General features: G+C 45.6%; 9 protein-coding genes. 4 read left to right on the top strand and 5 right to left on the bottom strand.

Annotated elements, in window-relative coordinates; genetic code table 11:
• A partial coding sequence (locus F0251_RS05055; RefSeq protein WP_137408763.1) for a transposase occupies nucleotides 1–120 on the top strand: 120 nt, incomplete at its 5' end.
• A gap of 61 nt (nucleotides 121–181) precedes the next feature.
• On the opposite strand, the gene malT is transcribed toward F0251_RS05055, so the two are convergent.
• Nucleotides 182–2,890 (bottom strand): HTH-type transcriptional regulator MalT, encoded by a 2,709-nt coding sequence (gene malT / locus F0251_RS05060; protein WP_061032128.1) that lies wholly within the window; start codon nucleotides 2,888–2,890, stop codon nucleotides 182–184.
• Nucleotides 2,891–3,457: 567 nt separating this feature from the next.
• Between malT and F0251_RS05065 the strand changes: the two genes are divergently transcribed.
• The 3 genes from F0251_RS05065 to glgB all read left to right on the top strand — a co-directional run bounded on the left by F0251_RS05065 (nucleotide 3,458) and on the right by glgB (nucleotide 10,624).
• Nucleotides 3,458–5,911, top strand: a complete 2,454-nt coding sequence (locus F0251_RS05065; protein WP_105058471.1) for a glycogen/starch/alpha-glucan phosphorylase — start codon at nucleotides 3,458–3,460, stop codon at nucleotides 5,909–5,911.
• Between the two features lie 176 nt (nucleotides 5,912–6,087).
• On the top strand, nucleotides 6,088–8,268 hold the full coding sequence (gene malQ / locus F0251_RS05070) for a 4-alpha-glucanotransferase (RefSeq protein ID WP_171730501.1): 2,181 nt from the start codon (nucleotides 6,088–6,090) through the stop codon (nucleotides 8,266–8,268).
• A 175-nt stretch (nucleotides 8,269–8,443) separates the two neighbouring features.
• The gene (glgB, locus tag F0251_RS05075; protein WP_171730502.1) at nucleotides 8,444–10,624 is read left to right on the top strand and encodes a 1,4-alpha-glucan branching protein GlgB; all 2,181 of its coding nucleotides are present in this window, start codon (nucleotides 8,444–8,446) and stop codon (nucleotides 10,622–10,624) included.
• An 83-nt stretch (nucleotides 10,625–10,707) separates the two neighbouring features.
• On the opposite strand, the gene F0251_RS05080 is transcribed toward glgB, so the two are convergent.
• The 4 genes from F0251_RS05080 to F0251_RS05095 form a co-directional block, all read right to left on the bottom strand.
• Entirely contained in the window at nucleotides 10,708–11,172 is a 465-nt protein-coding gene (locus F0251_RS05080) for a hypothetical protein (RefSeq protein WP_061032132.1), read from the bottom strand.
• A 231-nt stretch (nucleotides 11,173–11,403) separates the two neighbouring features.
• Entirely contained in the window at nucleotides 11,404–11,874 is a 471-nt protein-coding gene (locus F0251_RS05085) for a hypothetical protein (protein ID WP_061032133.1), read from the bottom strand.
• A gap of 214 nt (nucleotides 11,875–12,088) precedes the next feature.
• Nucleotides 12,089–12,928 carry an energy-coupling factor transporter transmembrane protein EcfT gene (locus F0251_RS05090; RefSeq protein ID WP_116871265.1) on the bottom strand — a complete coding sequence of 280 codons (840 nt, stop codon included), beginning with the start codon at nucleotides 12,926–12,928 and terminating at the stop codon, nucleotides 12,089–12,091.
• Nucleotides 12,925–14,619: an ABC transporter ATP-binding protein gene (locus F0251_RS05095; protein ID WP_171730503.1), complete on the bottom strand. Its 1,695-nt coding sequence runs from the start codon at nucleotides 14,617–14,619 to the stop codon at nucleotides 12,925–12,927. Before F0251_RS05095 ends, F0251_RS05090 begins: the two co-directional genes overlap by 4 nt.
• Nucleotide 14,620: the final 1 nt, after the last annotated feature.

Consider the following 14,620-nt stretch of genomic DNA (forward strand, 5'->3'; position numbering starts at 1 on the left):
TGCACATTGGAAGGGATAAACAACAAGATAAAGCTAATCAAGCGAATGGGATATGGGTATCGAGATACAGATTACTTCTTCTTGAAGATAAAAGCGGCTTTCCCCGGAAAGCCGCGATGAACCAAAAAAAAGCCAGCCACCGTCGGTGACCAGCTTGTGTTTTCTCGAATTTCGAATCCGTTTAGTAACCCATTAACTGCAACAAATTCTCTGCTGTGCTTATCGCTTCTTTACGGTTAGCAATGTTGAGCTTCTGATAAAGATTTCGAATGTGAGTTTTGATCGTGGTGCCTGCTACATCCAGTTCTTGAGCGATTTGCTCGTTACTGAAGCCAGAGTAGATCAAGCCCAGTACCTGCCATTCACGTTGAGTGAGTGGGCTGGTACGTACAAGTTCAGGAATGTTTGGGTGATTAACCAAGTTTTCAACAAAGTCTTCATCAAAGTGAACTGAGCGGCTGCGCTGAGTGGTCGAGATATCCTTCATGATTTGTTGTGCTCGGTGACGTTCTAAATCACCTAGGCCTGGCTTGTTGCTCAACTTATCTAAGATATGTCCGATAGTGCCACCATCGACCAAGAAGTTACCGACCATGCCTGTTTGGTTGGTCATGTGTAGGGCTTCTTCAAGTAATACACGTGCGCTGTCTTCATCGTTGATTTGCGTGCGTAAAACAGCCTCGACGATCAAGTTTCTATTCGTATCGGTAATCAAGTGTGAGCGCTGTGCTTCGCTCTTTAAGAATGCTAATGCCTCTTCAGCCTCTTCATATTGCTCAAGAATAATGTGAGCACGCACGATGTTTCGCCACTGAAGCTGACAGAAGTGGTTGCTAGCAGACTCCGGTCTTACAGCAACGCTTAGCCAGTCACGGATTGCATCTTTATCGCCTTTCACTTGCCAGAACAAGATCAGAGACAGTGAAGCATTCGCCGTCCAGTCAACGTGGTAGGTTGATTGGCGTAACAAGTGTTGGATCTGGTCAATAAACTTCGACGCTTTGTCGATCTCACCACGGCTCAATGAAATACGAGCTAGCATTGAGTAACTATGAAGGTGTTTACTTGGAGAGTGGTGACCGAGGATATCTAAGCCTTTGTAGCAACACTCTTCCGCTTCATCTAAACGGTTCCAACACCAGAAGATCTGAGCTCGTACGCGTAGCAAGAATTCATGTAGAGGTACGTATTGAAGTTGATGTTCTTCAATCAACTTGAACGCGCTGTCTTGCAATTCAAATGCCGCTTGAACGTAGCCTTGAGCAATCAATATTTCACTTTGTTGAAGAATTGCCCACAGTGCTTGATGGTAAACCTGATACTGGCGAGCCAACTTCTCAGTTTGCTGCATCATTGGTAGAGCGCGGCTCAGGTTACCCATGACATGATTGACTTCGCCAACAACTGAGGTTGCCACAATGCGGCTGCGATAAACCGTGGTATTAAGCTGGCTTAGAGAAAGCTCTGCGAGTTCGAGTGCTTTCTCTGGTTCGTTGCTGTTAATGGCTACCTGTGCACGTAAGGCGTTGTACTGGCCTTGTTGTTGAGTATCTAGCTCGATGTTTCGTGCTTGATACTGAGTTTCTGCCTCTTCTAACAAGGTACCCACTTGATCATAACGGTGCTGACTCTGCGCTAGCCATGCCCGTAGCATCGATAGTTTTGGCTCGCTGTAGAGCTGATCGGTCGTGAGCTGCTTAATTGCCATCTCTAGTGATGACAACTCACCTTGGTTAAACATCTGCCAGCCGTGTTCGCTGAGGATTTGAACAATCAAATCAGGATCATCGGCGCGTTGTGCGTGACGCAGTGCTTGATGCGGTGTCTTCTGTTTGATCCAGGCTTTTGCTGCACTGCGGTGCAGTTCAGCTTCTTGTTGCGGAATGCGAGCTTGGCGTTCATGAGCAAGGAATTCACCAAACAGGTTATGGAAGCGATACCAGTTCTTCTCTCCCTCAAGAGGGTAGATGAACAGACCAAATCGGTTGAGAGACTCGATCATTCCAAGCGCATCTTCACGCTGAGTGAGCGCACATACCAGTTCATCATTAAAGTGATCAAGTACAGAACATTGCATCAAGAACTGGCGGGTTTCTTTGTCTAACAAGTCGAAGACTTCTTCAACCAGGTAGTCCCACAAATGAGCATGGTTGAAGTGAGAGAACGACTCAGCAGACTGTGCCAGCGTGCGCTTTTGGTGCTGTGCTTGAAGGGCGATAAGTTGCAACGCAGAAGGCCAACCTTCTACATAACTACAAATACTATCGGCGGTTGTGTCATCAATGCCATCGGCAACGCGTTGATTAAAGAAACGTGTCGTCTCTTCGGTATCAAATGCCAAAGAGTCATTGCCTAATTCGATCATTAAGTCGCGAACACGCAGGTTGGCCGTTCCAAGTGGAGGTGTGCCGCGGCTGGTCACAACAAGCGTTAGGTTGTCGGGCATGTGCTTAAGGAAAAAGCGCATGGCTTCGTGGATGTCGTCATTGTTCACTAAGTGATAGTCGTCCAATACGAGGAAACATTCCTGATGGAACTCAGACATCTCGGCGAAGACTTCGCTTAATAGAGAATGCAGCGATGAAAATTGTCTTTTTTCTGCCAGTTTTTGCGCATTAGGACAGGCGTTTTGCGTCGCTTTATTGAGTGATTGAAGTAGGTAGTTGATAAAGCGGAATGCATCGTTGTCACTATCATCGATGCTATACCAACCTACGTTGGGTTTATCTACCAACCACTGGGCAGCCATGGTGGTCTTGCCGTATCCAGCTGGGGAGCGGAACAGTACGAGTTTATAGCAATCTGCATTCTGAAGCAGATCGAGAACCCTAGGACGCAGAATTGCATTGTGTAAGCGGCCGGGACGAGTCAGTTTCGAAGGGATCCACATGTCGAAGTTTTACACCTATTCCGTGGCTATGGTCTGGAATCTATTAAGCACGCATTGAGTGCTGTCCAATGACACTAGCCTAATTACTTAAGTCTTTACTCATATTACGTGAAGCAAAACGACACCGACTATGATCCTCCGCAGAAACCTTGCACTCCTGCATGTTTTTGAGTCTCTACGCCCTTTATTTGTGACTTTTCTCACAAAATGTGGTGGTTCGATAATGTGACTTTGTTTCTGTTTGCACTGTATTTAATGCAAAAGATGATACCCGGAAATTATTTTCGTGATCTGAAACTCAGATTTGACAATGACTCTAATTAGGTCAAATAAAAATCACATCAATCGAAGTTAAGTTATCGAACGGGAGCTTGTGATCTTAGTCACTCCAAGTTTTTGTTCGAAGTCAGAACATGAGAGTCAGATCACTAACCCTATGTCGGTACGCCCCCTACGCCCTCCCATCTACTCCTAGTTTGGCGCGTTAGCGGGAGGATGTTTAGTTTCTAGTGACCATGCACGATATGTCACAGATGAATTAGAACTATTAAAAGCGAGATTTCTGAAATGAAACCAACTCAGCAAAAAACTTTCGATAAAGTGTCGTTCCAAGAAAGCGTTAAGAAACATCTATCTGCAACCTACGCAACTACTATAGAAAACGCAGATAGCCGCGCATGGTACCTAGCAATGGGTCGCGCGCTAGCCGAACTTACAACATTTGACCTGTTAGAAACTGAAAATGACGAGAAAATCAAAAATGCGAAGAGCGTAAACTACCTTTCGCTAGAGTTCTTGATTGGTCGTCTAACGGGTAACAACCTAATTAGCATGGGTCTGTATGAGCAGATCACGCATGCGATGGAAGAGTTAGGCCAGAACTTAACGGACCTTCTAGAAGAAGAACGTGATCCATCACTAGGTAATGGTGGTCTTGGTCGTCTAGCAGCATGTTTCATGGACTCTTGTGCAGCACAAGAATTCCCAACAGTAGGTTACGGCCTACACTATGAGTACGGTCTATTTAAGCAGTCTTTCGAAGACGGGCGTCAAAAAGAAGCACCGGATGCATGGCGTGGCGTTGAAGGCTACCCATGGGAAATCGCTCGTCCAGAACTTGCGCAACACATTGGTTTTTACGGTCATGTTGAAGTTGAATACATTGACGGTAAAGAAGTGCGTACTTGGGTTCCAGGTATGGAAGTAAAAGCAATGCCATGGGATCTACCAATCGTTGGTTACGAGTCAAGCACGGTTTACCCACTGCGTCTTTGGGAATGCCAGGCAATTGCACCATTCTCACTAGCAAGCTTCAACAACGGTGATTACTTCGAAGCGCAACACGCACTGATCGATGCTGGTAACATCACTAAGGTTCTATACCCGAATGATAACCACGAGAAGGGTAAAACGCTTCGTCTAATGCAGCAGTACTTCCACTCTGCAGCGTCTGTACGTGACATCCTACGTCGTCACGAAGCAGCAGGCTTCTCTCTAGCGGATCTTCCTAAGCAAGAGACTATCCAGTTAAACGATACGCACCCAACAATCGCGATCCCAGAGCTAATGCGCATTCTTATCGATGAGCGCGGCCTATCTTGGGATGAAGCGTGGGAAATCAGTGCACACACATTTGCATACACGAACCACACTCTACTTCCAGAAGCTCTAGAGACTTGGTCTGAGTCGCTAATCCAGCGTCTACTTCCACGTCACATGGAAATCATTTTTGAAATCAACCACCGCTTCCTGCAAGAAGTTCGTAAGATGTGGCCTGGTGACGGTGAGAAGCAAGCGAAGCTTTCTATCATCCAAGAAGGTTTCCACCGCATGGTTCGCATGGCAAACCTATGTGTAATTGGCTCTTACAAGGTAAACGGTGTAGCAGCGCTTCACTCTCAGCTAGTTAAGAAAGACTTATTCCCTGAGTTCAACGAAATCTTCCCAGGTAAACTGACTAACGTAACAAACGGTATTACACCACGTCGTTGGTTGAAGTTCTGTAACCCAGGTCTGTCTGCGTTAATCACAGATAAGATCGGTTCAGAGTGGCCTGCGAAACTTGAGCAGCTAGAAGGCATTGCTAAGTACGCGACAGACGCGAAATTCCAAAAAGAATTCATGGCGGTTAAGAAAGAAAACAAACAGCGTCTTGCTGATTGGGTTCAAGAGAACATGGGTATCGAATTAGATACTAACGCTATCTTTGACGTGCAAATCAAGCGTCTGCACGAGTACAAGCGTCAGCACCTAGACTTGCTTCACATTCTATCTCTGTACCACCGCATCCTTAACGAACCTGGTTTTGAGTGTGAGCCACGCGTATGTTTCTTCGCAGCAAAAGCAGCACCGGGTTACCACCTAGCGAAAGAGATCATGTTCGCAGTGAATAAGGTTGCCGAGAAGATCAACAACGATCCTCGCATCGGTAACAAGCTTAAGGTGGTATTCATCCCTGACTACCGTGTAAGCATGGCGGAAATCATCATCCCAGCGGCTGACGTTTCTCAGCAAATCTCGCTAGCGGGTAAAGAAGCATCGGGTACGGGTAACATGAAGATGGCTCTAAACGGCGCTCTAACTATCGGTACGATGGATGGTGCGAACGTTGAGATCCGTGAAGAAGTGGGTGATGAGAACATCTACATCTTCGGTCTAGACGTTGATGGTGTACAAGCACTGAAAGCTCAGGGTTACAACCCATACGATTACTACAATGCAGACCCACTACTGAAGGCGTCACTTGATCTACTAACTGGTGAAGAGTTCACACCAGGTCAACCAGGCCTTCTACGTGCAACGTTTGACAGCCTGCTAGATGGTGGTGACCCATATCTATGTCTTGCTGACTTTGCTTCTTACGTGAAAGCGCATGAAGACATGGGCACGCAATACAAAGACCAAGCGGGTTGGGCTAAGAAAGCGATTCTTAACACCGCATTGGTTGGCAAGTTCACATCAGACCGCTCTATCCGCGACTACGTGAACAATATCTGGAAACTAGAAGCGGTTAACCGTTAATACTTCCAACGCAGCCAAGGCAGCCTCTGCCTTGGCTCAATTAGCTTGTGAGCAAACAGATGGCTTAGCTCCGATAGAACTGCTCACAAACTGATTGTCACAAGCTAATTGATTAGTAACAGATTAAATAACAACCCTACAAAATTGAAAGCGTTAGAACGTTTTCGGAGAGAGCGATGAAAGAACAGACCGTATTAAAACAAGTCGCAGAAATGGCAAACCTTGCCGACAGTTACGTTAGTGCGTGGGGCGATGAAGCACAGGTATCAGATGAGACAATTACATCTCTACTGGCTTCATTGGGCTACGATACAAGCAGCGATGATGCACTGCTTAAGTCAGCAGAAAGAAAACACAAAAAAGATGTACTAGACCCAGTTCTTGTCTTGCGTGATGGTGAGCCAGTAGAAGTGGCGTTGAATCTAGGTGTAAGCGCTCGTGAAAGTGAGTTCAGCTGGCGTTTAGAGACCGAGCAAGGAGAGGTACTTGAAGGCTATCTTCAATCTCAAGTCGTTCGTGATGAGCGTGCAGAGGGTGGCCCTTTAGTGTTTGCATTGCCAAGTGATCTGGCATGGGGTTACCACAAGTTAATTGTGAGCCGTAAGCGCCGTAAAAAGCCTTACGAAATGACGCTAATTATTACACCTAAAGCGTGCTTTAAGCAGTCGCCAATTGAAGAAGGCAAAAAGCTTTGGGGCCCAAGTGTCCAGCTTTACACACTGCGCACTCAGCATAACTGGGGTATCGGTGACTTCGGTGATCTTAAACAGCTGGTTGCTGACATCTCATCACGTGGTGGTGATTTTGTGGGTCTTAACCCAATTCACTCTCTATTCCCAGCGAACCCAGAAGGTGCGAGCCCATACAGCCCGTCTTCACGTCGTTGGTTGAACATCCTATACATTGATGTGAGCTCAGTTCCTGAATTTGCATTAAGTGCTGAAGCGCAACAAACAGTAGGCAGCGCAGAGTTCCAACAGCGCCTTCAGAAAGCACGTGATGCACATTGGGTGAACTACACCGAAGTGTCTGAGCTGAAGATGAGCATCTTGCCTCTGCTATTCACAGAGTTTAAAACTCGTCACCTAGACAAAAACAGCGATCGCGCACAAGCATTCTTAGCGTTTGTTGAAGAGGGCGGTGATAGCCTGATGCACCAAGCGGCATTTGATGCTCTGCATGGTGAATTGCATGCTGAAGATTCTGGTATGTGGGGATGGCCGGTATTCCCTGAGAAATACCGTACATTCGACAGCCCAGCTACTCAAAAGTACATCAAAGATAACCTAGATAAAGTACATCTTTACATGTACCTACAATGGCTAGCGGACTGCCAAATCAACGATGCTCAGTCATTGGCAGAAGAAAAAGGCATGGCGGTTGGCTTGTACCGAGATCTAGCGGTTGGTGTTGCGGATTCAGGCAGTGAAACTTGGGCTGATGAAGGTAATCTTGTGATGGATGCAAGCATCGGTGCTCCGCCAGATATTCTTGGTCCATTGGGTCAAAACTGGGGTCTTCCACCGCTAAACCCAGAAGTACTTCAGGCGACGGGTTATGATGCTTACATCAAGTTGCTTCGAGCAAACATGAAGCACTGTGGTGCGTTGCGTATTGACCACGTATTAGGCCTGCTTCGTCTATGGTGGATTCCAAAAGGTGAAGACGCAACGAAAGGCGCTTACATCTACTACCCAGTTCAAGACATGCTGTCAATTCTTGCTCTTGAATCTCATCGTTACCAATGTAGCGTTATCGGTGAAGATTTAGGTACTGTGCCGGATGAGATTGTCGATATCTTGGCTGATGCGGGTGTTCACTCGTACAAGGTGTTCTTCTTCGAAACATCAGAAGAAGATGGTGGTTTCATCTCACCTGCTCATTATGCTGAACAGTCGATGGCGGCACTATGTACTCACGATATGCCAACACTACGTGGCTTCTGGCACTGCGATGACCTGAAAATGGGTCAAGAGATTGGTCTGTACCCAGATCAGGAGCAGCTGAACGGCTTGTTTGATGACCGTCTTGAATGTAAGCAAGGTATCTTAGACTCTGTGGCATGGCATGGTTTCTTACCTGAAGGTGTAGGCCGTGACGCGAGCCAAGTACCAATGGACTCATACCTTGCGGAAGCACTTCAACTGCACGTTGCTGCCGGTGGCTCAACACTACTTAGTGTTCAATTGGAAGACTGGTTGGAAATGGACCAGCCAGTAAACATTCCTGGCACGGTAGATGAGTACCCGAACTGGCGTCGTAAACTATCAATGAACCTGGACGAAATATTTGCACATGAAGGCGTGAATCGAATCGCTTCCAAGCTGACAGACGTTCGAGAAAAAGCAGGTAAATGATGAGTTTGAGTGACCTGAAAATCAGTGGTTTTTTGCTTACGGCGTACGAAACTACAACCTTGGTCACTCAATAATGAATGCTCATCTGGTAGAATAAATCGTCGTTATATTGCCCGCACTAATAGCGGGCATTTTTGTATTATATTTTTTGGATGTTTGGTTAGGGAGAAACGTTTTGGAACTAAGTTCGATTTCAAAGCAAAAACAAATATATACCCAACTATCACAGGCTTGTTTCACTGACCCGTTTGCGTTTTTAGGGCCGTACTTACCTTCAGCTCAAGGTGCATTACGCGTATGGATCCCTGGGGCAGATAAAGTCGAGTTGATTGTTGGAAAGGAACCTCGTATTGAGTTAGAGCGAGAGGATGAAAGTGGCTTCATTCTTAAGCAACAAAGAGATTTGCGTTTTACTCACTATAAGCTTGCAGTTGATTGGGCGGGAGTAGAGCAGATCATCGATGATCCTTACCAGTATCATGATCTGTACGCGAGCTATGAAGATCTTCACACACCTAAAGATATGTACCATCACATGGGGGCTCAGTTTGTTACGCTAGAGCGTGATGGTCAGACAATTTCTGGTACTCGCTTCTTGGTTTATGCACCGCATGCAACAGCGGCTAGCTTAGTAGGTAACTTCAACTCGTGGGACGGTCGTCGCCACCCTATGCAACGTTTGGACTACGGTATTTGGGGCTTATTCATTCCAGACTTGGAAGAGGGCGCTCAATATAAGTTCGAATTAAAAGGACCAAATGGTGAAGGCTTACCTCACAAGGCTGACCCATGGGGTTTCTACTCTGAGCAGTACCCTTCGTTCTCTTCTGTGACTTACGATCACGCTCGTTATGAGTGGCAAGATGCCAAATGGCAAAATCGCCCAGTGACAGAGAAGCGTAAAGAAGCACTGTCGTTCTATGAATTACATGCTGGTTCTTGGAAGCGTAATGCTGAAGGTGATTTTCTAAACTACCGCGAGTTAGCAGCAGAGCTGATCCCGTACCTCACTGAGCTTGGTTACACTCACGTCGAGTTGATGCCAGTTTCAGAACACCCTTTCTATGGTTCATGGGGCTACCAGCCTGTTGGTCTGTTCGCACCAACCAGCCGCTTTGGTTCTCCGGATGATTTCAAATACTTTGTCGACCAATGTCACCAAGCTGGTCTAGGCGTTGTACTTGACTGGGTTCCAGCACACTTCCCAAGTGATGATCACGGCTTGGCTAACTTCGATGGTACACCGCTGTTCCACGACCCAGACCCACGCCGTGGTTGGCATCAGGATTGGAACTCGTACATCTATGACTTAGGTCGCGAACACGTACGTCGTTTCTTAGTGGCAAACGCGCTGTACTGGTTCGAGCAATTCCATATTGATGGTATTCGTGTGGATGCCGTAGCTTCAATGCTGTACCTCGATTACTCGCGTAGCCACGATCAATGGATTCCGAATGTTGATGGCGGCAATGAGAACTACGACGCCATCGCGACATTGAAATGGATGAACGAAGAAGTCTACAAACATTTCCCGAATGCGATGACCATTGCGGAAGAATCGACGGCTTTCCCTGGTGTTTCTGCACCGACCTTTATGGGTGGTTTAGGCTTCGGCTTTAAGTGGAACATGGGTTGGATGCACGATAGCTTATCTTACATCCAAGAAGATCCAATTAACCGAAAATACCACCACGATACGATTACTTTCCCACTGGTTTACGCACACAGTGAGAACTATGTATTGTCACTGTCTCACGATGAGGTGGTTTATGGTAAAGGCTCTATCCATAACAAGATGCCGGGTGATGAGTGGCAGCAAACGGCTAACCTACGCGCATACATGGGTTACATGTACGCACAGCCGGGTAAGAAGCTTAACTTTATGGGGGCTGAGTTTGGCCAGACAGCAGAGTGGAACCATGATGACCAACTGCAGTGGTTCTTACTCGACTACGAACGTCACCAAGGTGTCCAAAAGCTAACCAAAGATCTGAACCATCTTTACCGTAATGAAGCTGCGATGCATGATTTGGACTTCGACCCACGAGGTTTTGAATGGCGTCTACAGGATTCAGCGGAAGCGAGCATTCTAGCTCACGAGCGTATCAGTGAATCTGGTGAGCGTGTGCTGGTGGTATCGAACTTTACGCCAGTTCCTCACGAGCACTTCCGTTTAGGCGTGCCGGCACAAGGTCAGTATAAGTTGCTATTGAATACCGACTCTGTAGATTACGCAGGTAGTGGTTTTGAAGTGAAGCAGGTTGCTGAAATTGAACAAGTGGAAAGCGAAGGCTTAGCGACATCGATTGAGCTGCGTTTGCCGCCATTATCAACGGTTTTCTACAAGCTGAACTAGTTAACGAAGATACGTCACTTATTAGACAGAACAAAAAGGGAACCTTAGAGGTTCCCTTTATTATTTCAGCAAATTGTTCTGAGCTACTTGAAGTTGGTGAGATAGAGCATGGAGCGTCCTAGCATGGTCTCAAGAAGCCGAATCGAATCGGTGCCAAAACTCTCCAGCATTTTCTCGCGAAACTGACCTTTCGAGGTCGTATCAAAGGCCTCGGGGTGACTAACTTGTGATGCGTGGAAGAACATTAATTTAATCACATACTGGAAACGCTCTGTATCGAGGGCGTTCTCCCATGACTGTATAAACGCCTCTTCTGATGAAAAATCGAGACACTCCATGAAGAGCGAGAGCATGGGTTGGTGCAATACGGAGCGGATAGCACGAGTCGTTGGATAATAGCCCTGAAGCGTCGTTAAACTGATACCAATTTCTTGAGCAATCCTTGCATAAGTTAGTGCTTCATGACCTTCAGCAAGAAAAAGGTTGAGTACAATTTCATCGTAGTGCTTTTGGTTTTCTAGTTTCTGTATTTTAGTAATTCGAGACATTTTAAAATTATAGTCGTCTATTTCATATTGAGAAAGTTTAGGTATGTAAGGTACCGAGAACAAATAAATAACAATGAATTTATACGTTATAGCGCTAAATTAGTTTTAATTACAAGGCATTATAATTATCTATAACATGGGTGTGCCTATGGAGTGGTATTCTGCAGTTGTTTTGTTTTAGGCACAAAAAAGGAGCTTTAAAGCTCCTTTTTCAATGGGTGACGTATTTGCTCAGTGTTGTTTGAAGTTCGTTAGATAAAACATTGAACGTCCTACCACAGTTTCAAGGAGTCGAACTGAATCGTTACCAAAGCTCTCAAACATTTTCTCTCGAAACTCACCATCAGAGCTGATATTGAACTCTTCAGGGCTTTTCACTTGCGAAGCATGAAAGAACATCAACTTGATCACGTATCGGAATTGTTCATTATCTAAAGCGTTTTGCCATGATTGAACAAAGGCTTCCTCAGACGAGAAGTCTAAACTCTCAATAACAATCGAAAGCATGTGTTGATGTAATACGGAGCGGATAGCACGAGTCGATGGGTAGTAACCCTGAAGCGTTGTTAAACTAATGCCAATTTCCTGAGCAATCCTTGCATAAGTTAGTGCTTCATGTCCTTCAGCTAGAAAAAGGCTTAGTACGATCTCATCGTAGTGCTTTTGGTTTTCTAGTTTCTGTACTTGGGTAATTCGAGCCATTACAAATCTCTATTTCGCGCAACATTCTGTAAAAAGAATATTAAGAGCTTCTAAATTAGAATTCAAACCAAAGATGTGAGGAAACGGTCAGTTTATCGTCAAAATCCGATGGTTATGGTTTGTTCGGTTAAGTTTTGTTCAAAAGTGGATAGGTAAAACAAAAACACCGCCCTATTGAGCGGTGTATCATTTTAACTAGTTGTTTAGCTTGATACTAAAATGGATACCAAAACAACGTTGGTTCAAGAATGCGTTTCGCGATAGCCAACATCACGATTAAACCAATGATAAATAGACAAATAAAATCTATACGTTTTAATGGTGCGTAGCTATACCAAGTGCGAGACTTGTGTCTGCCAAAGCCACGCAGCGTCATAGCATTCGATATTTCATCTGCTCTATCTAGGCTTGAGAAAATCAATGGCCCTAACACTTTAGCAACATTTTTAATGCGTGTAAGAAGTGGCGCTTTCTTAGATAGTTCAACACCACGAGCTTGTTGGGCATGCATGATGTTGACGAAATCCTTCTTAACTTCTGGCAAATAACGTAGCGTTAAGCTCACTGCGTAGGCAATCTTGTAAGGAACACCAATGCGGTTGAGGCTAGCCGCAAACTCAGTCGGGTGCGTTGTGAATACAAAGATCAGCGCTATCGGAAACATGCTCATGTACTTAAGTGTTACGGTCACCAAGTAAAACAATGTCTCTTGGCTCAACGAGTAGTTACCAGGCAAAGCAAGTAATAGTGTTTTGCTACCGATAAGCTCAGTACCTTGTTGAGGCGCAAGTAGATACATGAATAAAGCATTCAGGCTCAGTACGCTAGCCGTACCAAGTAACAGCGGCTTATAAACCCTAACCGGCACTCTGGTTAGCTTGAGTAGATAAAGCCCCGTTAGGATGAGTAACGTGATTAACCGTAGGTCGAATGTCGTTAATACAACAGTCACCCAAGCTAAGAAAAGAGCAAATTTAGTGATGCCGTTTAACGCATGCAGCGGTGATTTGGTATCAATGTAGTTGATGCCGAATTTTACTTTTGATGCATTCATAGCGAGCTTCTCTCGTAGTCGATGAAGTACTGCATAAATGCATTGGTGTCGTCGATTTTCATCATGGTCGCGAGTTCATAAATGCTGGTGGTACAAAGATTTGCGCGTTCTAACAGCGATGGCTGACTGAATACTTCCGTCATCGCGGCATTGGCAATCAGCTTACTGTCAGCAATGACAATTGAGCGTGTGGTGTACTCTAGAACAAGGTGCATGTCGTGTGAAATGATCACGACGGTGATACCTAACTCGCGGTTAAGCTTTTGGATAAACGCCAGCATTGAGGTGTAGTTACGGTAATCTTGACCAGCGGTCGGTTCATCCAAGATCAGAAGCTCTGGCTCCAATACTAAGATAGAAGCGATCGTTACGCGTTTTTTCTGACCGTAGCTTAGCGCTTCGATTGGCCAGTGGCGGAACTTGCTCAAGCCACACAGCTCAAGAACGTTTTCCACCTTCTCTTTGATTTCCTGCTCTGTAACCCCACGATTACGCAGACCGAATGCAACTTCATCAAAGATCATATGATGCGAGATCATATGATTTGGGTTCTGCATCACTACACCGACTTTCTGGCTTCTTTCGAAGATAGAAAGTTCTGATAGGTCTTCACCGTTAAGGTATGAAGATCCTGAATCTGCGTCGATCACACCCATGATAATCTTGGTGATGGTCGACTTGCCTGAACCATTTTTGCCTAAGATTGAAACGAACTCACCCTTACCAATCTTAAAGCTAACATCTTCGAGAGCGTTCTTTTCACCATCGTAAGAGTAAGTCAGGCCGTGAACCTCAAGCAGAGGTTGGTACTGCTTCTCGGCAACTGGAGTAGGGCGCTCTGCAAACCAAGCCTGAACCGCAGGGCGGAACCTCTTGTAATCGAGAGCTTTGAGGTTTGATAGTTTATCGTCACTGGTCAAAGGTGCTTTCGCTGCCTTTAGAGCAGATAAATAAAGTGGTTCACGAATACCGTGTGTTTCAAGCAGTTCAGAAGCTAAGATTTCATCGGGTGTCATGTCCGCAACAACTTCACCGCGCTCCATCAAGATCACTCGGTCGATATCGCGGTGTAGAACATCCTCAAGGCGATGCTCGATGATTACGATAGTCTTGTTGGTTTTTTTATGAAGCTGGTCGATGATTTCGATAGTCGCTTTACCCGTTTTCGGGTCAAGGCTAGCCAAAGGTTCATCAAACAACAGGATGTCAACGTCATCAACTAAGATGCCTGCTAATGACACGCGTTGTTTCTGACCGCCTGATAAATCATGTGGCGAACGATCAAGCATATCTGCTAAGCCGACCATTTTTGCTGTCGACTTAACCAGAGGGTACATATCAATGTTCGACACTAACTGGTTTTCCAGAGCGAATGCGATGTCTTCGCCAATACTCAAGCCGACAAATTGGCTATCAGTATCTTGCAATACCGTGCCGACTTGCTCGGTATAGTCGTGCATTGAAAACTTAGGGATGTTCTTGCCGTTGATCTCTAAAGAACCGGTAACCTCACCTTTAATCGCGTGAGGGATTAGACCGTTAAGACACTGACCTAGGGTAGATTTACCACTGCCGCTTGGTCCAATAATGACGATTTTCTCTCCTTTCTCTATCCTTAGATTGATATTTTTTAGCGTCGGTTTATCCAGCGACTCATATCTAAAAGAGAAGTTCGAAAATGCTATAGTCATT

It is taken from the genome of Vibrio sp. 070316B, assembly GCF_013114115.1.
Lineage (GTDB): Bacteria > Pseudomonadota > Gammaproteobacteria > Enterobacterales > Vibrionaceae > Vibrio > Vibrio chagasii_B.

Excerpts from the sequence above, each read along its gene's own strand:
- F0251_RS05080 (WP_061032132.1), bottom strand. The coding sequence starts at position 11,172 with ATGTCTCGAATTACTAAAATACAGAAACTAGAAAACCAAAAGCACTAC.
- malQ (WP_171730501.1), top strand. The coding sequence starts at position 6,088 with ATGAAAGAACAGACCGTATTAAAACAAGTCGCAGAAATGGCAAACCTT.
- F0251_RS05095 (WP_171730503.1), bottom strand. The coding sequence starts at position 14,619 with ATGACTATAGCATTTTCGAACTTCTCTTTTAGATATGAGTCGCTGGAT.
- F0251_RS05090 (WP_116871265.1), bottom strand. The coding sequence starts at position 12,928 with ATGAATGCATCAAAAGTAAAATTCGGCATCAACTACATTGATACCAAA.
- F0251_RS05065 (WP_105058471.1), top strand. The coding sequence starts at position 3,458 with ATGAAACCAACTCAGCAAAAAACTTTCGATAAAGTGTCGTTCCAAGAA.
- malT (WP_061032128.1), bottom strand. The coding sequence starts at position 2,890 with ATGTGGATCCCTTCGAAACTGACTCGTCCCGGCCGCTTACACAATGCA.
- F0251_RS05085 (WP_061032133.1), bottom strand. The coding sequence starts at position 11,874 with ATGGCTCGAATTACCCAAGTACAGAAACTAGAAAACCAAAAGCACTAC.